24 protein-coding genes are annotated in these 25895 nt (G+C 42.6%); 19 read left to right on the top strand and 5 right to left on the bottom strand.

What is annotated here, in order from left to right:
• The first annotated feature begins 69 nt into the window (after nt 1-69).
• From AAEY93_RS18770 to AAEY93_RS18810, 9 genes are all read left to right on the top strand, one after another.
• Nucleotides 70-1776, top strand: coding sequence for an ABC transporter permease (locus tag AAEY93_RS18770; protein ID WP_351079081.1), 1707 nt, complete (start codon nt 70-72; stop codon nt 1774-1776).
• 8 nt (nt 1777-1784) lie between these two features.
• Nucleotides 1785-2441: an ATP-binding cassette domain-containing protein gene (locus AAEY93_RS18775; protein ID WP_124012254.1), complete on the top strand. Its 657-nt coding sequence runs from the start codon at nt 1785-1787 to the stop codon at nt 2439-2441.
• 100 nt (nt 2442-2541) lie between these two features.
• Nucleotides 2542-3237, top strand: coding sequence for a CDP-alcohol phosphatidyltransferase family protein (locus tag AAEY93_RS18780; protein ID WP_124012255.1), 696 nt, complete (start codon nt 2542-2544; stop codon nt 3235-3237).
• Entirely contained in the window at nt 3234-4046 is an 813-nt protein-coding gene (locus tag AAEY93_RS18785) for a sterol desaturase family protein (protein ID WP_351079061.1), read from the top strand. Before AAEY93_RS18780 ends, AAEY93_RS18785 begins: the two co-directional genes overlap by 4 nt.
• 183 nt (nt 4047-4229) lie before the next feature.
• The gene (locus AAEY93_RS18790) at nt 4230-4922 is read left to right on the top strand and encodes a 5'-methylthioadenosine/adenosylhomocysteine nucleosidase (protein ID WP_335687906.1); all 693 of its coding nucleotides are present in this window, start codon (nt 4230-4232) and stop codon (nt 4920-4922) included.
• Nucleotides 4923-5019: 97 nt separating this feature from the next.
• Nucleotides 5020-6027: a cobalamin biosynthesis protein gene (locus AAEY93_RS18795; RefSeq protein ID WP_124012256.1), complete on the top strand. Its 1008-nt coding sequence runs from the start codon at nt 5020-5022 to the stop codon at nt 6025-6027.
• Nucleotides 6028-6235: 208 nt separating this feature from the next.
• Nucleotides 6236-6625 carry a DUF2721 domain-containing protein gene (locus tag AAEY93_RS18800; protein WP_101034505.1) on the top strand — a complete coding sequence of 130 codons (390 nt, stop codon included), beginning with the start codon at nt 6236-6238 and terminating at the stop codon, nt 6623-6625.
• Entirely contained in the window at nt 6622-7248 is a 627-nt protein-coding gene (locus AAEY93_RS18805) for a trimeric intracellular cation channel family protein (RefSeq protein ID WP_101034504.1), read from the top strand. The genes AAEY93_RS18800 and AAEY93_RS18805 overlap by 4 nt, the downstream gene beginning before the upstream one ends.
• Nucleotides 7249-7315: 67 nt before the next feature.
• Nucleotides 7316-7726, top strand: a complete 411-nt coding sequence (locus AAEY93_RS18810) for a nuclear transport factor 2 family protein (RefSeq protein ID WP_081430168.1) — start codon at nt 7316-7318, stop codon at nt 7724-7726.
• 92 nt (nt 7727-7818) lie between these two features.
• Here AAEY93_RS18810 and tyrS read toward each other — a convergent pair whose 3' ends face one another.
• Complete coding sequence (tyrS, locus tag AAEY93_RS18815) at nt 7819-9015, bottom strand: tyrosine--tRNA ligase (protein ID WP_101034502.1); 1197 nt, start codon at nt 9013-9015, stop codon at nt 7819-7821.
• Between the two features lie 125 nt (nt 9016-9140).
• Here tyrS and AAEY93_RS18820 point away from each other — a divergent pair, with 125 nt between their 5' ends.
• The 4 genes from AAEY93_RS18820 to AAEY93_RS18835 all read left to right on the top strand — a co-directional run bounded on the left by AAEY93_RS18820 (nt 9141) and on the right by AAEY93_RS18835 (nt 12787).
• Nucleotides 9141-10661 carry a peptidoglycan DD-metalloendopeptidase family protein gene (locus AAEY93_RS18820; RefSeq protein ID WP_351079067.1) on the top strand — a complete coding sequence of 507 codons (1521 nt, stop codon included), beginning with the start codon at nt 9141-9143 and terminating at the stop codon, nt 10659-10661.
• Nucleotides 10662-10697: 36 nt separating this feature from the next.
• The gene (locus tag AAEY93_RS18825; RefSeq protein ID WP_124012259.1) at nt 10698-11810 is read left to right on the top strand and encodes an anhydro-N-acetylmuramic acid kinase; all 1113 of its coding nucleotides are present in this window, start codon (nt 10698-10700) and stop codon (nt 11808-11810) included.
• 114 nt (nt 11811-11924) lie between these two features.
• A complete protein-coding gene (locus AAEY93_RS18830; RefSeq protein WP_101034499.1) occupies nt 11925-12311 on the top strand; it encodes a DUF2750 domain-containing protein in 387 nt (128 codons plus the stop codon).
• Between the two features lie 5 nt (nt 12312-12316).
• On the top strand, nt 12317-12787 hold the full coding sequence (locus AAEY93_RS18835) for a hypothetical protein (protein ID WP_124012260.1): 471 nt from the start codon (nt 12317-12319) through the stop codon (nt 12785-12787).
• Nucleotides 12788-12953: 166 nt separating this feature from the next.
• Here the strand turns inward: AAEY93_RS18835 and erpA are convergent, their stop codons facing one another.
• A complete protein-coding gene (gene erpA / locus AAEY93_RS18840) occupies nt 12954-13304 on the bottom strand; it encodes an iron-sulfur cluster insertion protein ErpA (protein WP_101034497.1) in 351 nt (116 codons plus the stop codon).
• Nucleotides 13305-13324: 20 nt separating this feature from the next.
• On the bottom strand, nt 13325-14098 hold the full coding sequence (locus AAEY93_RS18845; RefSeq protein ID WP_124012261.1) for a DUF6776 family protein: 774 nt from the start codon (nt 14096-14098) through the stop codon (nt 13325-13327).
• Nucleotides 14099-14411: 313 nt separating this feature from the next.
• On the opposite strand from AAEY93_RS18845, the gene AAEY93_RS18850 reads away from it, so the two are divergent.
• The 4 genes from AAEY93_RS18850 (at nt 14412) to nhaD (ending at nt 20788) form a co-directional block, all read left to right on the top strand.
• Nucleotides 14412-16136, top strand: a complete 1725-nt coding sequence (locus tag AAEY93_RS18850) for a chloride channel protein (RefSeq protein ID WP_335687900.1) — start codon at nt 14412-14414, stop codon at nt 16134-16136.
• Between the two features lie 504 nt (nt 16137-16640).
• Nucleotides 16641-17660: an aspartate carbamoyltransferase gene (locus tag AAEY93_RS18855; RefSeq protein WP_101034494.1), complete on the top strand. Its 1020-nt coding sequence runs from the start codon at nt 16641-16643 to the stop codon at nt 17658-17660.
• Nucleotides 17661-17686: 26 nt separating this feature from the next.
• Nucleotides 17687-18973 carry a glutamate-1-semialdehyde 2,1-aminomutase gene (gene hemL, locus AAEY93_RS18860; protein ID WP_335687898.1) on the top strand — a complete coding sequence of 429 codons (1287 nt, stop codon included), beginning with the start codon at nt 17687-17689 and terminating at the stop codon, nt 18971-18973.
• Between the two features lie 567 nt (nt 18974-19540).
• Nucleotides 19541-20788, top strand: coding sequence for a sodium:proton antiporter NhaD (nhaD, locus tag AAEY93_RS18865; RefSeq protein ID WP_351079074.1), 1248 nt, complete (start codon nt 19541-19543; stop codon nt 20786-20788).
• A 156-nt stretch (nt 20789-20944) separates the two neighbouring features.
• Here the strand turns inward: nhaD and AAEY93_RS18870 are convergent, their stop codons facing one another.
• Together AAEY93_RS18870 and AAEY93_RS18875 are read right to left on the bottom strand one after the other, a co-directional pair.
• Entirely contained in the window at nt 20945-22078 is a 1134-nt protein-coding gene (locus AAEY93_RS18870; RefSeq protein ID WP_351079076.1) for a general secretion pathway protein GspB, read from the bottom strand.
• Nucleotides 22078-23742: an ExeA family protein gene (locus tag AAEY93_RS18875; protein ID WP_101034490.1), complete on the bottom strand. Its 1665-nt coding sequence runs from the start codon at nt 23740-23742 to the stop codon at nt 22078-22080. Before AAEY93_RS18875 ends, AAEY93_RS18870 begins: the two co-directional genes overlap by 1 nt.
• Nucleotides 23743-23872: 130 nt before the next feature.
• Between AAEY93_RS18875 and AAEY93_RS18880 the strand changes: the two genes are divergently transcribed.
• Together AAEY93_RS18880 and AAEY93_RS18885 are read left to right on the top strand one after the other, a co-directional pair.
• The gene (locus AAEY93_RS18880) at nt 23873-25102 is read left to right on the top strand and encodes a multifunctional CCA addition/repair protein (RefSeq protein WP_101034489.1); all 1230 of its coding nucleotides are present in this window, start codon (nt 23873-23875) and stop codon (nt 25100-25102) included.
• Nucleotides 25103-25383: 281 nt separating this feature from the next.
• Entirely contained in the window at nt 25384-25650 is a 267-nt protein-coding gene (locus AAEY93_RS18885) for an Lpp/OprI family alanine-zipper lipoprotein (protein ID WP_101034488.1), read from the top strand.
• The last annotated feature ends 245 nt before the right edge of the window (nt 25651-25895 follow it).

The following is a 25895-nucleotide window of genomic DNA, read 5'->3' on the forward strand; positions in this document are numbered from 1 at the left end:
AGGCGAACCGGATCCGAGCTGGACCAAGGTGATCGCAACCCAGTGGCTACAACGCTATGGGGTAATGCGATGATGACGTCCACCAGTGGATTTACAACCTTAGTGCGCAGCAGTCCATATTTAATGATGGCGTTATTGGTGATCCCGGTACTGAGCGGCTTAATTGCCGTTATTTTGCCTGCTTTTGGCTGGTTTCCGGTATTAGGTCATACTCAGTTCAGCGTGGCTGGTTTTGTCGATCTATGGCAAACACCGGGTCTTGGCTATATGGCATTACTCAGCGTATCGACCAGTTTTATCAGTACCTTACTGGCATTTGTGATCACCATTTTAATATTAGGCAGTTACTTTACTAGCCCTTGGCTCGGCTATATTCAACGACTGTTAGGGCCTATTTTAGTCATCCCCCATGCGGCTGCCGCAATTGCAATTGGCTTTTTAATTACCCCATCGGGCATGTTATCTCGGATGGTGTCACCTTGGCTAAGCGGATGGGATGCACCGCCTGATTGGCTGTATCCTCACGATGCGATGGGCCTGAGCATTATTATTGGGCTGACGCTAAAAGAACTCCCCTTTCTATTACTGATGGCACTTGGGGTATTAGCACAACCCGAATTAGGCCATACCTTGCGCGCTCAACATCGAGTGGCATTAAGCCTAGGTTATTGCCCAATGACCGCTTTTTTCAAAGTGGTGTTACCGAGCTTATACCCGTTTTTACGCTTACCGATATTGGCCGTGCTCGCCTATGCCAGTGCCAGTGTCGAAATTCCATTAATTTTGGGTCCTAATAGCCCACCGACACTGGCCGTTGCCATTATGCAGTGGTTCCATGATGTTGACTTAAGCTTACGAATAAAAGCGTCAGCAGGCGCCATATTACAAATTGTACTGACATTACTCTTGCTACTGAGTTGGTGGCTGCTCGAAAAACTAATAAAAAAATCCTCCCGAACCATGCTTATCAACGGCCAACGTGAGTATGCTGGCGCCATTATGCAAAACATCACTCATGTGCTTACTGTGGTGATAATCAGTGCCATTGGTTTGGCATTAATCGGCATGATGTTATGGTCTGTTGCCGGTTTCTGGCATTTCCCTACGGTATTGCCGCAACAATTTGTCAGTTTACATTGGCAGTCGGCATTACAACAAATGCACACGCCATTACTAGACACCGTTTTGATTGGTGTTTGTGCCACCAGCTTGGCAATCATTTTGACCTTATTTACTCTGGAGGCTGAGCAATACACAGGTAAAATGGTGTCGAGATTAAGCAGTGTGATCATTTATTTACCCCTGCTTATCCCCAGCATTGCGTTTCTATTTGGTTTGGTGTGGTTATTGGAGCAAATCAACAGCCATCACAGCTTCATCAATGTGGTGCTAGCGCATCTGTTGTTTGTATTGCCTTATGTGTTTTTGTCGCTGTCCAGTAGCTACCGCCGTTTAGACCCACGCTTTAGCACCGTCGCCGCCAGTTTGGGGGCGAGCGAAGCAAAAATATTCTGGCAAATTAAACTGCCTATGTTGCTAGCGCCTATTTTGATTGCCTGCGCATTAGGATTAGCCATTAGTTTTAGTCAATATTTACCCACATTACTGGCGGGGGGTGGGCGCATTAATACCATTACTACCGAAGCGGTTTCGCTCGCCAATGGCGGCAGTCGTCGCACCAGTGCTGTGTATGCATTAGTGCAAATGGCCCTCCCTGCCCTTGGTTTTTTACTGGCATGGTTACTGCCAAAAATGCTATTTAGACATCGCGAATAAGGAAACTAATGCAAACTCGTTCAACGGTGATCTCAGAGGAAGTCCCTTCGCTATCCATTGATGATCTAACCTTATATCGACAACAGCAGTTGCTGTTATCATTAAATGAAACCATTCAAGGCGGTGAAATCCTCACCATCATGGGACCGTCTGGAAGCGGTAAATCGACCTTGTTAAACTGGTTAACCGGTATGTTACCAAAAGGCTTTCACGCTACGGGAAAGCTGTACTTAAATGGTCAACACATTACTGATACCGCCAGCCATTTACGCCGTATTGGTTTATTGTACCAAGACCCTTTGCTGTTCCCACATTTAACCGTGGCAGGTAACATTAGTTTTGCTATGCCCAAAGGGCCTAAAGCACAGCGACAAACTACCATTAGCCAAGCATTAACCCAAGTGGGTCTGGGTGGGTTAGAGCAACGGAGTGTGCAAAGTTTATCTGGCGGCCAACAAGCAAGAGTGGCATTGTTACGCGTATTACTGAGTCAACCTAAAGCCATTTTATTGGATGAGCCATTTAGTAAACTCGACAGTCAATTACGCCAAGAAACCAGACAATTGGTGTTTGATCAAATACGCCAACATCAGTTACCCGCCATCATGGTAACGCACGATCAAACCGATGCGGACGCCGCCCAAGGCAAAGTGATTTCACTTTGATAAAGGGTACTGATGTCATTAACCTTATGGTTAACGATATGAACTAAATTTATATAAGCCACTGATTTGACATAAACCACAGCTTAATTGGAAACGACCCATGTTAGATAAATTTATTACGCCAGTGATTAAACAAATATTATCCCCGGTAGTGGTGTTACTCGCTAAGCAAAAAGTGCACCCAGACCAATTGACATTAGTCGGTTTTGGTTTAGGAATGCTGGCCGTGCCGTTTCTCGTAATGCAGCAGTGGTATACGGCATTATTTTTTATTGCCCTCAATCGTATTATTGATGGCCTTGATGGCGCCCTCGCGCGCTATCAAAAACACACCAGCGCAGCAGGCGGTTTCTTAGATATTTGCGTCGACTTTGTATTTTACGCCGCCATCCCATTAGGATTTGCCTTAGCCAACCCTAATGAAAATGCCCTAGCCGCAGCGGTTTTATTAACCGTATTTATTGGTACCGGCTCAAGTTTTTTGGCTTTTGCGATACCAGCAGAGCAGCTTAATCTGCCTCGACCACAATTTGCCAATAAGAGTTTCTATTATTTAAATGGCTTAACCGAAGGCACAGAAACCATCGCCTTTTTTGTCGCCTTTTGTTTATGGCCAGCCTATTTCCCAGAACTGGCATACAGTTTTGCATTTTTAGGCGCGATTACCATTTTTACTCGTATACATGGCGGTTATCACACATTGAAGAATCATACCGTTAAAGAATCAGGCTCAAAGAAAATTGAAGCTAACAAACCTGCCGTTAAGGAAACGGCCATTGAGGAGCCTAGAATATGATAGATGAAATGGCGGCAATCCGATTAGGCGTGTTTATAACAATTCTTGCATTGATGATGGGTCTAGAACTGCTATTCCCCGCAAGAACCCTAGCTAAAACCCCACAAACTGCCACCATGGCAACACGCTGGTTTGGCAACTTTGGCTTATTGGTCATTGCCTCTGTGATGGCGAGATTAATACTGCCACTGGGTTTAGCAGGTTTTGCCCTGTATACCACGCAGCAGCAATGGGGAGTATTGCATTATATTAGCCTGCCGCATTGGGCAAATATTGCCATAAGCCTACTGTTACTCGATCTGCTTATTTACTGGCAACATCGGCTATTTCATCGCATTCCTTTATTATGGCGCTTACATAAAGTGCACCACGCAGATCGGCTGGTCGACAGCACTACCGCGCTGCGCTTTCATCCATTTGAAATCATCGCCAGTCTTGGCATTAAAGCTCTGGCGATTATGTTATTAGGGATATCTGCTGAGGCCGTCATACTGTTTGAAATCTTGCTTAATGGATTTGCAATTTTTAACCACGCCAACATCCGTTTACCCAAACCACTGGAAAAAGTGGCTCGTTATGTCATTGTGACCCAAGCGCTGCATCGGATACATCACAGCCAAATTATGGCCGAAAGTAACACTAACTTTGGTTTTAGTATTATTTGGTGGGACCGCTTGTTTGGCACCTATACTAGTGATGCCAGCAAAACCGATAACCAAATTGATATTGGGTTAACGGATTACCCCAATGCAAAACAAAACGCATGGCTAACCGGATTATTGTGGATGCCTTTCACCACGAAAAAATAACTGCTTGTGCCAAAGTAAATCAATACTAATATTGTATCGTGGCTGAAATTTAACCCAACAACTGAATGAATGTATAAATAGCCAACCAGCCCGCCAACTATTCATTGTGGGTTTTCACTAATTTATCGAGCTCGTGATATATTAATGCCCTTTCGTATTTGCTCATTCAGTTAAGGTTCACTCATGAAAATCGGTATTATTGGCGCAATGGAGCCAGAAGTTGTTCATTTAATCCAAGCCATCGTCGCGCCAGTGCATAGTACTATTGCTGGGATCGAATTTGTTAGCGGTAACATTGCCGGTAAAGAAGTGATCGTTACACGTTCTGGGATCGGTAAAGTGGCTGCCAGCATCGCGACCACATTATTGATAGAAAAATTTGCCGCTACTCATGTGATTAATACCGGTTCTGCTGGCGGCTTTGTTGATGCCCTTGCCATTGGTGATATTGTCATTTCATCGGAAGTGCGCCATCACGATGTCGATGTGACTGCTTTTGGCTATGAAATGGGTCAAATGGCACAACAACCAGCAGCATTTATGCCCGATAGCACCTTAGTGACTGCCGCTAAAAAAGCGGTGGCGTCGTTAGGTGAAGTCAACGCCATTGAAGGATTAATTTGTACTGGCGACAGTTTTATTTGTGATCCGGTGCGGACTAAAGTAATGCTCGAAAACTTCCCGACAATGGCGGCCTGTGAAATGGAAGGTGCGGCGATTGCGCAAGTTTGTCACCAATTTAAGATCCCATTTGTGGTTATTCGTTCTTTATCAGACAATGCCAATAATGACTCACCGGTTGATTTTGACTCTTACATTATAAAAGCGGGTTTGCATTCTGCCATGATGGTTATCGCACTGTTACAACAGCTATAATCCATCTAGGCTCTGCTCAGGTTATATAATCTGCATAGTACCTGAGCAGAGCAAACGAAGTCCGACAGATCAACAACAGCCAAGCTATTGAGTCCCTATGGTCAATCAATTATTCAATCCTCAATTACTTAGCCAAGATGGTGGGTTACTGCAAAGCTGTTGTATTTTATTTTGTGCCTTAATATTGGCACGATTTGCCCCTATTCCCAGAGATCTGCAACCCTTATTATGGTTCAACCGCTTAGCCACACTGATAGCCGCTAAAGTGAATCACCCTGAGCGAACTATGAGTCAACAACTTACCGCCGGGATTTTAGCCACGTTGATTTTGATTGTGCCTAGCGGGATTATCGTCAGTTTTTCACTCAGTTTTGCCGCTTACCCATGGTTTTTTGAACTGCTCATTTTGTACTTCTGTTTATGTGATTCTGCTTTTAAGCCCGTGGCAGAAAAAGTGGTCGCTGCAATAAACACCGGCAACAAACAAGAGGCCAAGCAATTACTCTCGCCTTGGGTGAGTCAAAACACCCAAGTGCTATCGATAGTGGGTTTAAGCAAAACCACTATCGAAAAACTGTTTACCACTCCGATTTATGGCACCTTAGCCACTATCTTATTTTTTAGCTTGGGCGGGGCTACGATGGCGTTAGTCGTGCGAATGTTAAGACAATTAGAATATTGCTGGCCTCCGTATCATCCACATTTTCATATTTTTTCTCGTTTTGTCGGTCAGTTTAATCGAGTGATTTTTTTTGTTCCCACCGTGTTATGGCATTGCTCATTAGCCATTCAGTTTGGTCAACTGGGTGTTAGGTCTATTTTATCGCAGCCAATATCGACCCAAGCGGATAAAAATCAGTTAAATAATTATTACAGCAGTTATGCATTGGCGGCTAAATTATTGAAAATAGAACTTGGAGGTCCACAGCAATTTATTGAAAACGGCAAATCCATTCGGGTTGATTTACCTAAGGTAAAATCCGGCCCTTTGCCTGATCATCGCCACATCAGTCAAGCCATAACGATAACTCATACGGCCAACCTCTTTTGGATCAGCTTAACCTTGCTACTGCCGCTTATTTGGACCGGATTAAGATTTATGTAAACCATATAAATCTTGTTTTAAACAGGCTATCATTTAGCGATAATGGATCTATGCCCGTTTGATATAGACCTGTTACGACCTAATGTCATAGTCAGTTGTTAACATGAGACAATCATGTCGACATGCGGCTTACATCTTGGTAACAAAAAACTTATCGTCACTCGATATTGATTCTTACCTGCTTGCAGACCTTTTTAGGAATGTCATTTTGTTCAACAATTTACATGTATCATTAACGACACCAGCTTTGCTGTTCCCGGCTATTTCATTGCTATTGCTGGCCTACACTAATCGATTTTTTTCATTGGCTGCATTGATCCGTCAATTAAGCAATGACAAAAAACCTGTGCAAGGTGATCAAATTAAAAACTTACGCCAACGCATTATTATCATCCGTAAAATGCAAGAAACCGGTGTCAGCAGCTTTGCGTTTTGCGTTTTATGTATGATTCTGATTTATATCGGCTTTAATCAAATAGGCTCAATAGTCTTTGGATTGAGTCTATTATTGTTACTGTATTCATTAATTTTATCGGTAATCGAGATCCGGATTTCAGTTGATGCACTCACTATTCACCTCGAAGAGTTAAGTAAATGAATCAGTGGATCTACTTTTTAGATTTATGTGGTACCTCTGTATTTGCAATTGCGGGCGTGTTAGCGGCTGGTAAATATCGTATGGATCCATTCGGCGTTATCGTATTAGCTTTTGTTACTGCAATTGGCGGTGGCAGTATGCGCGATGCATTAATAGGCGCTACACCAGTATTTTGGATACGCGATCCTAACTATATTATTGTCATTCTTGCGACGGTCATAATGTGCTTAATTTTAGTGCGTAAACCCCATAGAATACCTACATATGCTTTACCTATTGCAGATGCACTAGGCTTAGCCGTGTTTACCGTCATTGGTGCAGAAAAAGCCTTATCACTAGGATTATCAAGTATGGTTGCTGTGGTAATGGGCGCCATAACCGCTGTTGGGGGGGGGGTTATCCGTGATTTGTTATGTCGTCAAATTCCAATGGTATTGCGAATAGAAATTTACGCAACCGCTTCCATCGTTGGAGGGATCTGTTATACCTTAAGCATCATTGTCGGCATGGATAGCATGACATCGGTGTTGTTCGCTATGTTCAGCACGCTAATCATTCGTCTGAGTGCTATCCGCTGGCACTTATCTTTACCGGCTTTTGATTTGAAAACAAAGAGAATTTAATGTGCGAATAATCTTCATATTATGCTGTTTGCTATTGAGCTTTCCTAGCAAAGCCAATATTGGCGATATGCCACGAGAGCAACAACTCGCAATGCAATACATGGAAGCACTCACCGACCATGACTATACTGTCTTGCGTCGATTTTATTCTCGCGACACGGTATTTTACGACAAAACAGCCAATACCACTTATACCGGTGGGCGTCATATTATTGCGTTTTTACAACGCGCTCATGAAGGCGTATTAGAGTATCGTTTAAACGTAGAACACATGTTTAATACTGGCTCTCTTGTGGTGATCATCGGCAGTTACAGATTACGAGGTCCTGGCGATCAATATGGAAAACCCGGTAAAATTATCGATTTAGCCGTGCCAGGTGTGACCACACTTAAATTTGATAATAATACTGAACGCTTGATAGAACAAATGGACTTAATGGATTATCAAACCATGTCTGACCAACTTGAATCTCAGTAATGTCACCATTTAAATCAAACAGGGTCAGCCATGTATGAGACATAAAAAAACGGCTTAATTGATAAGCCGTTTTTTTATTTATTTCGTTAAGCTTATTTCAAGATAACTTTTGCAAATTTACGCTTACCGACCTGGAATACCGCTTCAAGACCTGCATTAAAACTGATGCGACTGTCTTCGATTTTTTCGCCGTCCATTTTTACCGCACCTTGCTTGATCATCCGCATACCATCAGATGTCGAGCCAACAAGGCCAGCATCTTTGAGTAAGTTAGCAATCGCTAAGCCTTCACCGGCTTCTAATACCACTTCTTCGATGTCATCTGGGATAGCGCCTTTTTGAAAACGGTCAATAAACGCTTGATGAGCGGCTTGCGCTTGTGCTTCGTCATGGAAACGAGCAATAATTTCTTTAGCTAACAATATCTTGATATCACGCGGGTTAGTGCCGTTTTCAACATCTAACTTAAATTGAGCTAATTCAGTTAAGGGACGGAATGACAACAGCTCAAGATAGCGCCACATTAAATCATCTGAAATTGACATAAGCTTGCCAAACATTTCGTTGGCAGGTTCGCTCACACCAATGTAATTGTGGGCCGACTTAGACATTTTTTTAACGCCATCTAAGCCTTCAAGCAAAGGCATCATGATCACGGTTTGCGGCTTTTGGCCTGCCACTTTTTGCAGTTCACGACCCATCAATAAATTGAATTTTTGGTCGGTACCGCCTAGCTCCACATCCGCGTTAAGTGCGACAGAGTCATAACCTTGTAATAAAGGATACATAAATTCATGAATCGCAATTGATTGACCTGATGCATAACGCTTTTTAAAGTCGTCACGTTCCATCATCCGGGCAACGGTTTGTTGAGAAGCCAAGCGGATCATACCTGCGGCACCCAACGGCTCTAACCAGCTAGAATTAAATTCGATACGAGTCTTAGCTGGGTCTAAAATTTTATAAACCTGTTCTTTATAAGTTTCTGCGTTAGCAAGCACTTGCTCACGAGTCAGTGGCGGACGGGTACTGTTTTTACCGCTAGGGTCACCGACCATACCAGTGAAATCACCAATCAAGAAAATCACTTCGTGACCTAACTCCTGAAAGGTACGCATTTTGTTCAAAATAACCGTGTGACCTAAGTGGATATCAGGCGCGGTAGGATCTGCACCTAATTTGATGCGTAATGGCCGCCCTTCTTTGAGTTTCTCAAGTAAATCCGCCTCAAGTAATATCTCATCGGTACCACGCTTAATCTCTGCCAATACTTGATCTAAATTCGCCATCTCTACCGCAACTCCCAGGGCCTGCACAAAAAATAAAGAGGTCTATGTTACTTGTTAGCCACAGCAAATGAAAGCGTGTACACTTAGCAGATCATAACAAGAAAGAAAAATTGGTATCTGAGTCAATGGCAAAGCTTCTTACTTTATTCACATTGTTGCCAAAAGCACATCAAGTTACATTGTCTTTATTGGTAATTTTAACGACATTTATTCTGATGTTTCCATCGGAAGATGCTCAGGCATCTAAGCAAAGCCGATCGGTGAGTCAATCGGATGACAACTCCGCCTTAGAAACGAATAAGCGTTATGCTGTTCAACTAGCCTTTAACGCGCCAACACCAGTCAATAATGACAGCAGTATTGATCAAGATGAGTCAGCTGATTTCATATCAAGTAATGACAGCGAAAATGTGATCACCGCTGAAACCCCAGACGATGAAGTTTTTGCTCAACATCTTGCTATGTTGCAAACCAGCACATCGGATATTGATGGCATGATCAATGATATCGATCAGCAAGTTGCTACTCAAAAAACCAAATTAAAACAGCAAGCGGCTAACGATGGCTATAGCGTTGAATACTATAAAGTGGTTAAAGGCGATACCTTAGGCGGCCTATTTAGCCGTGCAGGACTCAGCCCTAAAGATGTCTATGACATTACTCAATTGCCGCTAGCGAAAAAGAATCTACTCAGAATTATGCCCGGCGAAGAGATCGCTCTTAGTAAAAATGCACAAGGTCAATTACAAGAATTAACTTATCGGATGGATCAAGTGTCGACGTTGGTGATCAGTCAACACAATGACCAATACAAAGAAACCGTTAACACTAAAGACGTTGTAAATCGCACCTCGTTTATTAGCGCCAAGATTAAAAGTAACTTTTGGAACGCCGCTGCCGATGCTGGCTTGTCGGGTAACCACATCATGGAGTTAGCCAATATTTTTGGTTGGGATGTCGATTTTGCACTCGATATCCGCAAAGGCGATCATTTTTCATTATTGTTTGATCAAGAATACGCCGATGGCCAATTTTTACGTAATGGCAATATTTTAGCCGCTGAGTTTATTAACCAAGGTGAACGTTATACTGCAGTTCGTTATACCGATGGTGAATACTACTCGGAGAATGGCAGTAGTATGCGCAAAGCATTTTTACGCTCGCCAGTGGACTTTAAATACGTCAGTTCTAACTTTAATCCACGCCGTTTACATCCTGTCACAGGGCAAGTTAGAGCCCATAGAGGCGTAGATTATGTGGCGGCCATTGGGACACCCATTAAATCTGCGGGTAAGGGGCGGGTTATTGAGTCGAGTTATAACCAGTATAATGGTAACTATGTGTTTATTAAGCACAACGAAACCTATACCACTAAGTATTTGCATTTAACCAAGCGCAAAGTTAACCGTGGTGAAACGGTTAAGCAAGGTCAAATAATCGGAACCTTGGGTAAAACAGGTCGAGTAACCGGCGCTCACTTACATTATGAGTTTATAGTCAATGGCGTACATCGCAATCCAAGGACGATTGACTTACCTAAATCGGTGCCGATTGATCGTAGAGAGAAAAACAAATTCACTGCACTCAGCAAACAATTGATGGCACAACTCAAATCAAATCAACAACAGCAATTAGCCAGTAATTAATGGTCTGTTTGATCGCTGCTACAAGAGAAAAACCACATGTCTAAGCCAGAATATTTTATCGGTCTAATGTCAGGCACAAGCATGGATAGTGTTGATGCCGTATTGGTCGATTTTTCGGCCAAGCAGCCAATCTTAATCGCCAGTCATGCTGAAGCCATTCCTAAACATTTATTAAAAGGCTTACAGCATTTATGCCAACCTGAAACCGACGAGATTAACCGCTTAGGTCGACTCGATCGCAGTGTCGGCCAACTGTTCGCTCAAGCGGTCAATAACTTGTTAGCCAAAACGACGGTCACTGCCGCTGAGGTTATCGCGATTGGTTCGCACGGACAAACAGTACGTCACATGCCCAATTTAGAAATTGGCTTTACTTTACAAATTGGCGATCCAAATACCATTGCCATTGAAACTAATATCGATGTTATTGCTGACTTTAGACGTAAAGATATCGCCCTTGGCGGCCAAGGAGCCCCCTTGGTGCCAGCATTTCATGAGCAAGTGTTTGCTCAGCCAGGTCATTCAAGAGTAATTTTAAACATTGGCGGCATTGCCAATGTGACCTATTTACCCGGCAATAAAGACCAAGTGTTAGGCTTCGATACTGGCCCAGGTAACACCTTAATAGATGCATTTATCCAACAAGCACTAGGGCAATCTTTCGATGAAGGCGGCGCTTGGGCTGATTCTGGCACCAGTCATCCAGACTTACTCAAACACTTATTATTACACCCTTATTTCGCATTAGCCTACCCTAAGAGCACTGGCAAAGAGCTGTTTAATCAAGCTTGGCTTGAGCAACAACTCGCCGACTACAGTCATTTAGATCAACAAGATATTCAATCAACCTTACTTGATTTAACTTGTCACAGTATTGCCAATGATATTAATAAGCTAGCACCAAAGGGTGAATTGTTTGTTTGTGGCGGTGGCGCGTTAAATAAAGCCTTAATGCAACGACTCGCCACTCTGGTACCGGGGTATAAAGTCGATACCACCAGCGCCTTAGGTGTTGATGCTAAATGGGTTGAAGGGATTGCCTTTGCGTGGTTAGCGATGCGTCATCACCATGATTTACCGGCCAATTTACCGGCCGTCACAGGTGCTTCACGCCCTGCGGTGTTAGGTGGTCGTTTTAAAGCCAGATAAAGACACCAATATGGGCGGTTTACTTTTGCAATTGTGGCCTCAATGTTATAATGCCCACAAATTTGCTCAATCGTTTGAAATTGAGTAAAGCCGTAACTTAAGATGAGAGTCAATATGAGCAACAAAAACAAAAGTATATCTGAACTAATGAATCTAACGCCAGAAGGTCGTTACGATTATATGGTTGAGCAAATTAAATCTGAAAAAGTCATCTGGACACTTCAAGATCAAGATGGTTGCGTGATGCTAACCACTGAAGATGAAGATTGCATCCCTATGTGGCCAACAGAAGAAACGGCCACGCTTTGGGCTGTAGATGAATGGAAAGACTGCGAACCATTAGCCATTCCACTAGACGAGTTTCAAGAACGTTGGGTTAGCGGCATGGAAGATGATGACTTATTTGTCGCGGTATTCCCGGTTCAAGAAGACTTAGGTGTCGTGGTACCTCCGTTTGAAGTGAACGAGCGTGTTTCACCAAAGATACAGCAAAAGCATTAATTGTAATGACAGATATCAGCTCTGGATCAACCCACGTTGATGAAGCCAAGATCCCTGTTAAGCCACATTTACCTAAACGGTTAATTGGCTTAATGATCATTTATACCCTCGCGGCCATCAGCGGATTAATGGCCGTAAATTCAATATCAGAGTTAAGTGCAATGTTATGCATTTTGACCTTGATGATGGTACTCGCAATTATCGGGCGCCAAAAAGCCGGCTTATACTTACTGCGGGTTTATTGTGTGCTGCAACTTTTGTTATACAGCGTACTGCCAATTATTATGTATGACCCTGATAATTTAGTTGCCGGTCCAACCACGTTTGATTTTGGTTTCTTTCAAACCGTAGTGGCCGATTGGGTGATCTACTCGGTACTGATTGCACTGGGGATAATACAAGTTTGGATTAGCTTTAATGCTAAAGTGAAGGCGTGGTTTAAACCGCGGATGAATCTTAATATTATGAGCAGCTAGTCATAGGTTAGCCAATTCATTATTATTGTTGAGAAATCAAAAAGCCGTCGAAAGACGGCTTTTTATTACAGGGTTACACTCAATTTTTAGTGACTATGTTTATTGTGGCTATGTTTATCGTCGCAATAATTTATCGTCGCAATAGTTATCGTCGCAATAAAATCTATTACACCGAGAAACTCGCCCCACAACCACATGTGGTGGTGGCATTAGGGTTTTTAACGAAAAAACGTGACCCTTCAAGACCTGATGTATAATCCACTTCACCACCAACAAGGTACTGAAGACTCATAGGATCAACAACCAATTGCACACCTTGTTTTTCAATGGTGAAATCACCTTCGTTGACTTTTTCATCGAATGTAAATCCATACTGAAAACCAGAGCAACCACCACCTGTGACATACACACGTAGCTTTAATTCAGGATTCTGTTCTTCTTCCAACAGCCCTTTTACTTTTATCGCCGCCGCATCGGTAAATTGGATCGGCATTGCTGCATCAACATGTTCAGTCATTACTACCTCTTACTTCGATTCTACTGAGAATTATCCTTTACCTGACTATTTTGTTCAAGTATTACCCGCAGTTCTTTTTCACCCATTAATAATTCCGGCACATTAAAGGTTTGCTCAATCTCACCACCTTTCACGCCACGGCTGGCGGAGACCTTAACTTTAACGGAAATCCTTTGCAAATTAAAACCTGCAGGTAGGACAAAATCAGTATCCATAATTTGAAAATAATTAAACTCGAAATCCAATTTATTATTCACCAACTTGCTTAGTGATAGCTCGACGGGGTGGTCATTTTGAACACCGAGCAACATCACGTTAGCTCGGGCCTTAACTTTCATTTTGCGTTTTTGCAACTGGGTTAGAATTAATCGTAATTGATATTGTTCTGGCAGCACCCCTTGGGACATTTCCACCCCATGAATCGCCACGCCTTCAACATCAGCATCCGTCACCATGACGCTGCGATAAAACGCTAATTCTTTTTCTAACGCTTTTTGCTCAGTTAATTGACGACTAAACATCTGTTGCATTTCTTTATTGGCATTTTCTGCAATACTTAATGCTAAATTCCGACTGGCAAGCGCTTGTGCTTGTGTGTCGAGTTCTTGCAATAATTTACGCTTACCGCTAACGCTATTGGGTGTTGCCTCTGGCGCAAAAGAAAGCCATAAATTAAAGCTTATCGCCCCCAGTAAAAAGCACACTAGCATTAAACTAATCAAGTATATGCTCGATGTCCGATTTTTACGTCCTAAAACTTGCAGTCTGTCCAACCAACGGTGATAATTTAACATTAAGTTACAACCTTCTAATAAAATACAGTATGCTTGCTAATGCTTCTTCGCCTTAGGCTTATTTCATCTATCAAGCAAAACTTTTGTGTCAATCATATATGTTTAATATGGCTCCACAGGTGATAGTGATCTTACTTTTATTGTCCAGCCCAGGATGCTGCAAGTGAAATTTCCGCCAACGTTTGTTGTCCTTTAGCACTGACTCAACGCTTATTGATGGAGAGTAATAGCATGACACAAGTACGCTTCCCAAAGATCAATAAACAATTGCAATATATAACCCTCAAAGATAAACAGACCCTAGAGTCAAACTGTGCAATTTAAGATAAATAAAGCCGCTATTATTCACGCCAAACGCGCTACGCGCAAATATCTGCATAACGAATTTAGAGATAAATTATCTCAGGCCAAAATTAGTGTGCAACTTTGTGCCCTCGCATTGCTGTTTGCCATCATAGCCTCATTGGTGATTATCTTATTTCGCCTAAGCTTAGTGTGGGCAGAACAATATCTGCATTCCGATGCCATAGACATCGGCACAACTTTTTATGATTGGCGTTCATACTTACCTATACTCGGTGCATTACTTATTTGGCTGTTGTCATTACTGGGGTCCAAACGTTATCAACGCATGGGAATTGCTTACGTATTGCACCGATTTAAACTGCACTACGGTAAAGTACCGCTTCAGTCTGCCCCTGGACAGTTTTTTCAAGCATTAATGGCCTTGATGACCAATTTCTCTGTCGGAAAAGAAGGTCCGGCAATTCACTTAGGCGCTGTGAGCGCCAGTGTTCTAGCAGAGAAGTTTTCGCTGCCAGATAATAGCGTGCGCATTATGTGCGCCAGTGGAATCGCCGCCGGCATAGCGGCCATCTTCAATGCTCCACTTGCTGCAGTATTATTTGTATTTGAAGTCATTGTTCGAGAATACAAAATCCACTATTTCTTCCCCATTATGATCTCCGCTATTTGCGGCGCCGTCTCTAGTCAACTGGTGTTTGGTAATATTCACGAATACGACTTGATCAATGTGATCCATATTCCACTCGATCACTATCCCATTTTGTTAATTGGCGGCATAGTTTTGGGCTGTGCCGCTGCACTGTTTAATTTTTCACTCGTCAAAGTCACCGCGACTGGCCAGCACTGGCCATTACTTTATCGACTACTTATAGCTGGAGCCATCACTACGGTGGTGGGATTAGTCATGCCACAAGCTTTAGGTTCTGGTGATTTAGCCATTACTGAAGCCATTAGTGAACATCCTAGCCTATTGTTTTTAATCGCACTGTTATTAGCAAAAATGCTGGCCACCGTCGCCGCCATTGGCTTTGGGGTTCCTGGCGGACTTATCGGTCCACTCTATGGTATTGGCGCATTAATCGGGGCGATATTAGCGTTAATCATTAGTTTACTGTTTCCATCAGTTGCGCCTTATATTGGTTTATATACTGTGATCGGCATGACAGCAATGATGGGAGTTTGCTTAAGTGCGCCATTGGCTGCGTTAGTTGCGCTACTTGAATTAACCAACGATGCCTCGATTATTTTACCGGCCATGTTTGTTACCATTCCGGCATATTTGGTGGCATACCAAGGTTTTAACACCAACTCGATGCTTTTAAAGCAACTCGATATTATGGAGCTGGGTTACAAGGTTGCACCACTGAATCAAGGACTGCAACAGAAAGGCGTTAGGGTGTTAATGAATAAACGCTTCGTCATTGTTAACGATGATGACGAACTGCTGCTTGAAGTACTGAAACGTGCAGCGGGTCGGCCTGTCCTGGTGCGTAATGCAAAGGGCGTCATCGAAATGCTCCGCCTTGAAATTCAATCCGCTGAAGACACAACCACACTGTCACGCCAACCAATGCCAGGATTGCCCGACAGCGCCACCTTAAATGAAGCCTATGAAGCATTGGCCCCTAAACGTGCAGGTGAAGTGTATATCTACCGCAGTGATAATCAACACGTCGTTGGGGTGATCAGTTGGACCAATTTATTGCAAGAAATTCGTTCTGGGCAAATATAAACTCATACTCGATTAGCGTGTTTATCCTCTACTTGCTATATGCGATGCAATAAAGCAATGGAATAAAATGATAGAAATCAGTCTATTTCAAGTCAGGCATATTTGTTAACAAGGTACTTTAACGCTTCAATTGCGTGTCTATTACAGGCAGTACCCAGTAGATAGCGGCACAAAGAGCGCTTGAATAAGCGTTTATTATCCCGAGCTAGGGTGAAGGTTAACTTAACATTTCATAGATCGTGAAGCTCATTCGCTGCGAAATCAATAACAAAGCCTATGAGTGAGCGGAGTTAACGCGCAGGCTAAAGTCCTTACAATGTTCTTTATAGCAGCAAGTGAATCTCTAAGTTCAGCACGGTTATTATATTTATCTAGCGGTTATTTTCTGCTACAATTTTGCCTCAGCCACCCTACACAAAACTCTATAAAACCCTATATAATAATATGGTAAAATAGCATGCTGTTCTGGTGAATATTTTGCCCCAAACTTTGGAAATCAGGCTGATGACGCAGTTCGAAGGTTCACACATCCTTTCAGTAAACCAGTTAGATCTGGATTCAATTGACACTATTTTTAACGTCGCGAACAAAATGACCCCTTATGCTTTGCGTGAAAAACGCACCAAAGTATTAGACGGTGCTATTTTAGGCAATCTGTTTTTTGAACCCAGCACCCGGACCCGTGTTAGCTTCGGCTGCGCCTTCAACTTGCTTGGCGGACATGTCCGAGAAACGACTGGAATGGCATCATCGTCATTATCAAAAGGTGAGTCCTTGTATGACACGGCTAGAGTGCTATCAACTTACTCAGATGTGATTGCCATGCGTCACCCCGACGCATACTCAGTCAAAGAATTTGCCGAAGGCAGTCGCGTGCCAGTGATCAATGGTGGCGATGGTCCCAATGAACACCCAACGCAAGCATTACTCGATTTATTTACCATCAAAAAAGAGCTAAGCCAAACAGGTATGAGTATCGACGGGATGCATATCGCGATGGTGGGTGATTTGAAATATGGCCGCACAGTACATTCACTATCACGCTTACTTTGCATGCATAAAGACATTAAGTTCACATTGATCTCACCAAGTGAACTAGCAATGCCTGACTATGTGATCGCCGACATTGAAAATGCTGGCCATAAGATCACAATAACCGAACAACTTGAAGGTAATTTGCACCAAGCAGATATTTTGTATCTGACTCGCATTCAAGAAGAGCGTTTTCCTTCACAGGAAGAAGCCAATAAGTACCGCGGTAAGTTTCGCTTAAATCACAATATTTATACCCAGCATTGCAAATCAAATACGGTGATTATGCATCCATTACCTCGTGACTCACGCGCACAAGCAAATGAACTCGACAATGATTTAAACAGCCATCCAAGTTTGGCTATTTTCAGACAAGCCGACAACGGCTTACTTATACGCATGGCACTTTTTGCATTAACACTTGGGGTTGAAAACCAACTCGACAAGTATGAGTGCCCAGTAAACTGGTATTCACGTAAAGCCGATAGATAATTGGCACACAATATTAAGGATTAGACATGACCCGTTCCGAAGTTTTATTTGAACAGGCTAAAAAAACCATTCCTGGTGGCGTTAACTCACCTGTACGAGCTTTTAATGGTGTGGGTGGTTCACCTTTGTTCATTGAAAAAGCTGATGGCGCTTATATTTTTGATGCCGATGGTAAAAAGTATATCGACTATGTCGGTTCATGGGGACCAATGATTTTAGGCCATAACCATCCTAAAATCCGCCAAGCGGTTTTAGCCGCTGTCGAAAATGGCCTATCATTTGGCGCGCCGACTGAACTTGAAGTCAAAATGGCTGAAAAAGTCATTTCTATGGTGCCATCAATAGAACAAGTTCGTATGGTCAGTTCTGGTACTGAAGCCACTATGAGTGCAATTCGTTTAGCACGTGGCTTTACTAACCGTGACAATATTTTAAAATTTGAAGGTTGCTACCACGGCCATGCTGACTGCTTATTAGTAAAAGCAGGTTCTGGAGCATTAACGTTAGGGCAACCAAGCTCTCCTGGTATTCCAGAAGATTTTGCTAAGCACACATTAACCGCTACCTATAACGATCTTGATTCTGTCCGCGCTATATTTGAACAGAATCCAGAAAGTATCGCTTGTATCATCCTTGAGCCCGTTGCCGGCAACATGAACTGCATTCCACCGGTTGAAGGATTTTTACAAGGCTTGCGTGCTATTTGTGATGAATTCGGAGCGTTACTGGTTATTGATGAAGTGATGACCGGTTTTCGCGTGTCTATGAGTGGCGCACAGGGCCATTATGGCGTTACACCAGACTTAACCACACTAGGTAAAGTGATTGGCGGCGGCATGCCCGTAGGCGCTTTTGGTGGCCGTAAAGAAGTCATGCAGTTTATTGCACCGACAGGCCCAGTTTATCAAGCAGGTACTTTGTCTGGTAACCCGATTGCGATGACAGCAGGTTTAGCCCAAATGGATGCCTTGTGTGAACCCGGTTTGTATGACGCGCTTGCAGACAAAACTAAACGTGTAGCAGAAGGTATTAAAGCTGCAGCAGATAAACACGGTATTCCATTAAACATCACTTATGTGGGCGGCATGTTTGGTTTATTCTTTACTGAAGATAAAGCGCCAATGACGTCGTTTGCTCAAGTAACAAAATGCAACATGGAACACTTCCGTCATTTCTATCATGCCATGCTAGATGAAGGTATTTACTTGGCGCCAAGTGCATATGAAGCGGGCTTCATGTCAATGGCTCACGGCGACGCTGAGATTGAGTATACTTTAGCCGCCGTTGATCGTATTTTTGCCGCAATGAAATAAGTCTATCTATCACCGCTAACAAGCCGTGATAAAAAAGGGATAAGCAGCTAAGCTGTTTATCCCTTTTTATTTGCTTCAACGTCCGCATTAATCTCTCACCTCTTAGTCATCTGCTTGTGCTGTGTTAAATACACTCATAAACAAACAAGCATAGTGTTCGTAATCTACCTCCCATAGTTAGAATGACCCATTAATGACGCCTTATTAATGACGCGTTAATAATGAAAGAGGGTCTGTGATTGACCGAATAAACAACTCGTTTATCGACAGATGACTTACCCTACATCCATCACAATAACCAAACGTTGGCTCATGCTCACTATCAGAACAATAGTAAATGGCCCAATTGGGCGTTAAAGCGCAAATATATCCATTTTTCAATGCGCTACTTTGGTCTATTACCCGCAAAATAAATGTGATCTAAGTTGCGAAATTGCTCGTTATGTGATGTGATCGGCCCGCCAAACAAAAGCTTAATTTAACCTTAAAATTAGGGACTGAATTAGGTTAGCAAAAATTCAGGGTAATGATGTTGATTACCTACAACACAAAGTTGGAATTGCAGTCATGCTACATACCTTTCTTATCTCACTTGCGGTGCTTGCGTTACTCAGTATCGTGTTCGAAGAAGTTACCCATATTAACAAAGCAAAAACCACCCTATTCCTTGGCTGCATTGCTTGGATCACCTTGTTCATTGCCTCTGGGAGCCCAGAGAAAAGTAAACTCGTGGGTGAAAATCTCAATGAAAACTTATTAGAAATTGCCACATTATGGTTGTTTTTAATGTCAACAATGACCTTTGTTGCCTACCTTAATGCTAAAGGCATGATCCAAGTACTGGTACAGAAAATATTTCCGCAGCAAGTCTCTGTGAGAATGTTGATGATGCAGGTAGGATTATTTTCATTAGTATTATCGACTTTTTGTGACAACGTTACTGCCACATTGGTGTCATTGGGGTTACTGACAACCTTTAATTTAGACAAGCAAATGCGTCGTCGCATGGCGGTGTTAATTATTTTTGCTGTCAACTCCGGTGGGGTGGCATTAATCACGGGTGATGTGACGACCTTGATGATTTTCCTTGCGGGTAAAGTGCATATTTCTGAATTACTAATCTTGTTTATTCCCGCAAGTGTTAGCGTCATGATCCTAGCAATATTGTTTTCACTCAAAGCTGAAGGACAGGTTAGCACCACTCCGATTGAGCAAAATTACAATACGGTTGATATTGTCATCGGGGTGATTTTTTTCACGACCATCGTCTTGACCATGGTACTTAACGTAATGTTTGGCATTCCCCCAGTATTAACTTTTTTATTCGGCTTATCAGTGATGTTCTTAGTCGGGCGCACCAATAAAAGCAACACGGAAGAAGTGCAAGTATTAGAGTATATTCGTCAGGTTGAATTCGACACCCTATTGTTCTTCTTAGGTATCTTGTTACTCGTCGGTATGCTTAAAGAGATTGGCACCCTTAATTTATTAACCGAAGTCTATGGTATGTATAACCCTAGTATTTCTAACTTTTTCACTGGTGTTGGTTCTGCACTATTAGACAATGTGCCATTAACGGCAGCATTATTAAAAGCAGATCCCGTGCTGACGACAGCACAATGGTTAGGATTAACCTATTCAGTCGGCGTCGGTGGGTCACTATTAATCATCGGCTCAGCCTCAGGCATTATCGCCATGAGTAAAGTTGAAGAACTGACATTCGTAAGCTACTTAAAATATGTCCCAGCATTACTGTTTTGCTACTGCATAGGTTATGGATTAACCTTATTTTTAGCCAATCATATTCACGGCTAACATTGCGGTTTAATGCAACCAATAACACCAAGGCGCGATAAGCGCCTTGGTGTTATTTATCTATTGAGATTAACGAATTAAAATAGAGGTGTTGATATACATATTTTGAGACAGCTATGTTGAAACCGATATGTTGAGACTGCTTAAAAGCAGCGTCTAAATTGCCGGCACTCTAAATTGTTCACCGCTAATTTCTAACACTATGTCCCTAGGCCGGATCTCAATAATCGTCAGTTTATTGTTAATCATGTCACCCTGCTGTAATTCAACCCCGTCAACATTTAACCAACGATTGTTGGGTTCTGATGAATACACATGAGCATTAATATTAAACTCAGGCACTTGTAATTGAATACTCGCAGGCAAATCGCCATATTTGGGAATTTGTTGATTTGAAGGCCGAGGAATAGGATCCAGTTCTTCCTGCGTCACTGGCTGATTAACCGACCGTTCGTATTCAACGTCTTTAAGGGCCGTCTTAAACGCGGCTAGCAAGTTATTACTTTGATCAACTTTCGGTGCGCTGACTGAGACAAAGTCGACTTCATTTGCCGCGGCATTAATTTGTAGCCGTAACGCTTCTATTTCAGCTTGGCTTTTTCGGTTCGCATGGCTCTGATTTGATGCAAAATCTGTATTTGAGCGCTCATATCGTCTATCAGGCATTTGTTGGGCTGATACAGTTTGAATGTCACGATTACTCACTTGCTGCTGATTCACATTGGTACGGTCAACCGCTTGATTGCTTGAACCCGTGTCGTTATATGCTAAGGAGTTTGGCGCTAAAGCGTTTGGAGCTAAGAAGTTTGGATCAGTATTGACACCCATAGCCGTTTGGTTGACGCGTGGAGTATAAGGTTGTGCGATAGGCAAAGCCACTTTGCCGGCCAAACGAACCTGATCATTGCCTTGAACAATATGGTTTTGATCTGCACTAACCTGATCAATACGAGCCTGAGCATCACCGCTCTGATCTCTCGACGGTTGAACAATGTTGCCATTGCCAGGCATCACCAAATCCGTGGGGCTCCCTTGCGGGTCAACATTAGGGTTAATGACGGGTAATGTCGCTAGTTGTATAGATGATGGCCCAGGTTGCAATAACAGACTCACGCTCCACGCCCCACCAATCCCCAACGAAATAGCTAATGTCAGCACTGTCATTTTTTTTGTGGTCGCCGACACCTTAGGCTGTGAAGGATAATGGGCCCTCGGCGTTGAAACAACATCAACAATATTAGTTTGTTGTTGCTGTTTATTGCGGGTAATCGCATCCAATAAAATCGACATTAACTGCGCTCCACGGAAGCACTCAAACGCGGGCCTTGCTGGCTTAAATACAAGTTTAACTGCACCAAAGTTTGATTCCCGGCAATCCCGTCGGGTTTAAGACCATGTTGACGTTGAAAATGCATCAACTGCTGCTCAAGCTCAGTATCAAATTGAGTTAACAATCGTGCCGGACGTTTATTGACTCGTGCTAAGCTATTTTCTAACCATTGTACTTGCGCCATGCTCGAAGACTGGCTGATGTCTCGTGGAATAACGGCATCAGGTTGCCATAAAATTTCAAACGTGCCACTAAAGTGGCGATCGAACCAATCTTTGCTCACCCAAAACTGTTGCTCACCAAGCTGCAATAAAATTTGATCCACTTGACGTTCAACCATTACGCCATAAAACACATTGGTTTGTGCATCTTGCAAATACACGACAGCAGGATAATTAAGGCGCATGATACTGTGCCAATTCCCCTGCTGTTGATAACAAGCTAAGTCCTGCTGCTGCGCCGCCTGACAAGCAGATAAGCCAATAATAGGTTGCTTATTCCACAAGCCAAATAAACCAGCAAAGGCATTTTCGATACTGGTACTTTGCGCCATAGCTTGGCGCATTAGTTGTTGCTGCGCATTGATTGCTGAAGGTTGTTGTACTGTGACTTGATTTACCGCTGCAGGAGTAAGACTCGCAGTGACTGATGATTGCGTTTTTGTTTGAACTTGCGTTTGCGTTTGCGCAGCATCAGCGGTATTAGGCATAAAACGACTATCAATCGCCGAGCGATTGAACAAATATAATGACAATCCAAACGCTAATACTAGTGCCACCGCCACCACAAAAGGCCAACGCTTGTTGTTGGGTGTATCGATTTGGCCCAAGACTTCTACCGCCGCTTGATTGACCATTTTATGATCGATTGGCACCTTAGCTTGACCATAGCCAGCCATTAATGCCCGTTCGCTCAACAAATTGATCAACCTTGGTATGCCGCCGGTATGCTTGTGCAGTACTTTTATCGCTTTTTGGGTAAAAAGAGGTTCCTGTCGACCAGCCACTTTTAAACGATGCAACACATACAGTGCCACTTCGTCATGATCCAAGGGTAATAAATGGTATCGCGCCGTAATACGCTGGGCTAATTGACGCAAATCTTGACGCTTTAATAATTGCTGCAGTTCTGGTTGGCCAATTAAAATAACTTGCAGCAACTTTTTGGTATTGGTTTCTAAGTTAGTCAGCAAGCGCAGCTGCTCTAATACTTCAGAACGCAAATGTTGGGCTTCATCAATAATTAATACCGTATTTCGACCGTTTTTATGATTCTCCAATAAGTACTTGCTGAGTAAGTCAGTCAGTTGTTTTAAGGTCGGGTGGTCGCCATATTGAATTGCGAGTTCATCACATAGCGTAGCTAAAAGCTCGAGCTCTGTTAACGAAGGATTAAGAATAAAAGCGGTGTCGGTATTTTCAGGTAATTGCTGCAACAAACAACGTGAAACGGTTGTTTTCCCTGTACCGACTTCCCCCGTCAACAACACAAACCCACCGGTTTCTCCTAGCCCATAAGTTAAGTGTGCTAAGGCCTCGCGATGACGATCGCTTAAGAACATATAATGAGGGTTAGGCGCGATAGAGAATGGATTATCGTTTAATCCATAAAAGGCTTTATACATTCGACCAAAAATCCTTATTTGAAACTGACGACTAACGTTAATGCTTGTACAACAGCTTGTCAAAAGTTAGCTGTAAAAATCTAACTCTGATAAGATTTAAGCTACTTATTATTACACGTTGTGGTACGCCATGAAGATTTATTTAGTAGGCGGGGCAGTGCGCGATACTTTTCTTAAACAAACGGTTGTCGACAAGGATTATGTGGTTGTTGGCAGCAGTATTGAAGAAATGTTGGCACAAGGCTATCAGCAAGTCGGTAAAGACTTTCCGGTTTTTTTGCATCCTAAAACTCAACAAGAATATGCATTAGCAAGAACGGAACGAAAAACAGGTAACGGCTATCAAGGTTTTAGCTGTGATGCGAATAAAGGTGTCACCCTCGCCGAAGATTTACTGCGCCGCGATCTCACCATCAATGCCATTGCACAAGATAGTGATGGTAACGTATATGACCCCTACAATGGCATTGATGATATTAACGCCAAAGTACTTCGCCATGTTTCAGATGCATTTATCGAAGACCCATTACGTGTATTACGCGTGGCCCGTTTCGCGGCTCGATTTCATCATTTAGGGTTTACTATTGCTAACGAAACCTTACAACTGATGACAAAAATTGCCCACAGCGATGAACTCAATCACCTCACGCCGGAGCGGGTATGGCAGGAATGTGACAAGGCATTAGCGAGTCAAAGTCCGCAGGTCTTTTTCGACGTGTTAAAGCAATGCCAAGCATTGGCGGTATTATTTCCAGAAGTCGATGCGTTGTTTGGGGTACCGCAACCAGAAAAGTGGCACCCTGAAATAGATACGGGTATCCATACCCTTATGGTTCTCGAGCAAACTAGCCTGTTAAGTGACAATAAAGCCGTACGTTTTGCCGCATTGGTACATGATTTAGGCAAAGCATTAACGCCAAAACAAGATTGGCCGAAACATTATGGTCACGGCCAAAAAGGCTTAAGCGTCATTAAAAAGCTTTGTGAACGAATACGGGTACCCAATGAATATCGCGATCTAGCACTATTAGTCAGTGATCAGCACCAAAATGTTCATAATGCATTTGAACTAAGAGCTGAAACCATCATAAAAATATTCGATAAAGGTGATTTTTGGCGTAAACCTCAACGCTTAACAGAGCTATTATTATGTTGTCATGGCGACATGAGAGGACGCAGCGGATCCGAACAAGTACACTATCCACAAGCTGAATATTTACAACATTGCTATCAGTTAGCAAACAACGTTGATGTGCAGTCGATTATTACCGCGGGCTACCAAGGTTCACAAATTAAAAACCAACTACAGCTAAAACGAATAGAAACGATTAATACATATAAAATACAATACCTTAAGTAATTAGCATTTCATTAGTGATCGCCTGTTTAGCGTTTTATGAATAAAAGCGGATAAATGCATTTTTTAGCGAGGAATAAGCAATAAATCACTAAAATTTATATAAAATCAGTAAATAATAATGCTTTTTGCCCAGTAGACTTGCAATTTTCATTTATTTCGCTATTTTAAATGAACAATATTTTATTTGGCTATAGCAAATAAAAAAATCTGTGACATAATTACGCCGTTGCAAAGGCACATGCCGTTGCACTATTTAACAACCTATATTAAGGGATTTACCCATGAATAAGAAAGTACTGATGATTGCTGGTGTTGCGATGACTGCTTTATTAGGTGGTTGTGCTAACACTACTGCTTTAGAAGAAAGTGTAGCAAATCTAGGTAACAAAGTTGATCAACTATCAGCAGAAGTTGGTTCTTTAAAGTCTGAGCAAAGCATGCTATCTGCCGATGTTAAAGGCGCTAAAGCTGCTTCTATGGACGCACAAGCCGAAGCTAAACGTGCTAATGACCGTTTAGACAACATGGCTTCTTCTTACAAAAAGTAAGAATTGCTATTATAAATTAGCTTATTTAATAGGTTGATTATTAGGGCTTGATTGTTGATACCACTACTTGCAGTAGTCATTCAACATCAAGCCTTAATTATTTGTGCTCCACTTAGAAAAGCAATAGTAAGTGGTATCAAGCACTAGTAATAATTAGTAAGCGGTATCAAGCGGTATCAAGCGGTATCAAGCGGTATCAAGCGGTATCAAGCGGTATCAAGCGGTATCAAGCGGTATCAAGCGGT

Source organism: Shewanella sp. CAL98-MNA-CIBAN-0140 (genome assembly GCF_040309905.1).
Classification (GTDB): Bacteria; Pseudomonadota; Gammaproteobacteria; order Enterobacterales; family Shewanellaceae; genus Shewanella; species Shewanella psychromarinicola.

Excerpts from the sequence above, each read along its gene's own strand:
- AAEY93_RS18770 (WP_351079081.1), top strand. The coding sequence starts at position 70 with ATGATGACGTCCACCAGTGGATTTACAACCTTAGTGCGCAGCAGTCCA.
- AAEY93_RS18775 (WP_124012254.1), top strand. The coding sequence starts at position 1,785 with ATGCAAACTCGTTCAACGGTGATCTCAGAGGAAGTCCCTTCGCTATCC.
- AAEY93_RS18780 (WP_124012255.1), top strand. The coding sequence starts at position 2,542 with ATGTTAGATAAATTTATTACGCCAGTGATTAAACAAATATTATCCCCG.
- AAEY93_RS18785 (WP_351079061.1), top strand. The coding sequence starts at position 3,234 with ATGATAGATGAAATGGCGGCAATCCGATTAGGCGTGTTTATAACAATT.
- AAEY93_RS18790 (WP_335687906.1), top strand. The coding sequence starts at position 4,230 with ATGAAAATCGGTATTATTGGCGCAATGGAGCCAGAAGTTGTTCATTTA.
- AAEY93_RS18795 (WP_124012256.1), top strand. The coding sequence starts at position 5,020 with ATGGTCAATCAATTATTCAATCCTCAATTACTTAGCCAAGATGGTGGG.
- AAEY93_RS18805 (WP_101034504.1), top strand. The coding sequence starts at position 6,622 with ATGAATCAGTGGATCTACTTTTTAGATTTATGTGGTACCTCTGTATTT.
- AAEY93_RS18810 (WP_081430168.1), top strand. The coding sequence starts at position 7,316 with ATGCCACGAGAGCAACAACTCGCAATGCAATACATGGAAGCACTCACC.
- tyrS (WP_101034502.1), bottom strand. The coding sequence starts at position 9,015 with ATGGCGAATTTAGATCAAGTATTGGCAGAGATTAAGCGTGGTACCGAT.
- AAEY93_RS18820 (WP_351079067.1), top strand. The coding sequence starts at position 9,141 with ATGGCAAAGCTTCTTACTTTATTCACATTGTTGCCAAAAGCACATCAA.
- AAEY93_RS18825 (WP_124012259.1), top strand. The coding sequence starts at position 10,698 with ATGTCTAAGCCAGAATATTTTATCGGTCTAATGTCAGGCACAAGCATG.
- AAEY93_RS18830 (WP_101034499.1), top strand. The coding sequence starts at position 11,925 with ATGAGCAACAAAAACAAAAGTATATCTGAACTAATGAATCTAACGCCA.
- AAEY93_RS18835 (WP_124012260.1), top strand. The coding sequence starts at position 12,317 with ATGACAGATATCAGCTCTGGATCAACCCACGTTGATGAAGCCAAGATC.
- erpA (WP_101034497.1), bottom strand. The coding sequence starts at position 13,304 with ATGACTGAACATGTTGATGCAGCAATGCCGATCCAATTTACCGATGCG.
- AAEY93_RS18845 (WP_124012261.1), bottom strand. The coding sequence starts at position 14,098 with ATGTTAAATTATCACCGTTGGTTGGACAGACTGCAAGTTTTAGGACGT.
- AAEY93_RS18855 (WP_101034494.1), top strand. The coding sequence starts at position 16,641 with ATGACGCAGTTCGAAGGTTCACACATCCTTTCAGTAAACCAGTTAGAT.
- hemL (WP_335687898.1), top strand. The coding sequence starts at position 17,687 with ATGACCCGTTCCGAAGTTTTATTTGAACAGGCTAAAAAAACCATTCCT.
- nhaD (WP_351079074.1), top strand. The coding sequence starts at position 19,541 with ATGCTACATACCTTTCTTATCTCACTTGCGGTGCTTGCGTTACTCAGT.
- AAEY93_RS18870 (WP_351079076.1), bottom strand. The coding sequence starts at position 22,078 with ATGTCGATTTTATTGGATGCGATTACCCGCAATAAACAGCAACAACAA.
- AAEY93_RS18875 (WP_101034490.1), bottom strand. The coding sequence starts at position 23,742 with ATGTATAAAGCCTTTTATGGATTAAACGATAATCCATTCTCTATCGCG.
- AAEY93_RS18880 (WP_101034489.1), top strand. The coding sequence starts at position 23,873 with ATGAAGATTTATTTAGTAGGCGGGGCAGTGCGCGATACTTTTCTTAAA.
- AAEY93_RS18885 (WP_101034488.1), top strand. The coding sequence starts at position 25,384 with ATGAATAAGAAAGTACTGATGATTGCTGGTGTTGCGATGACTGCTTTA.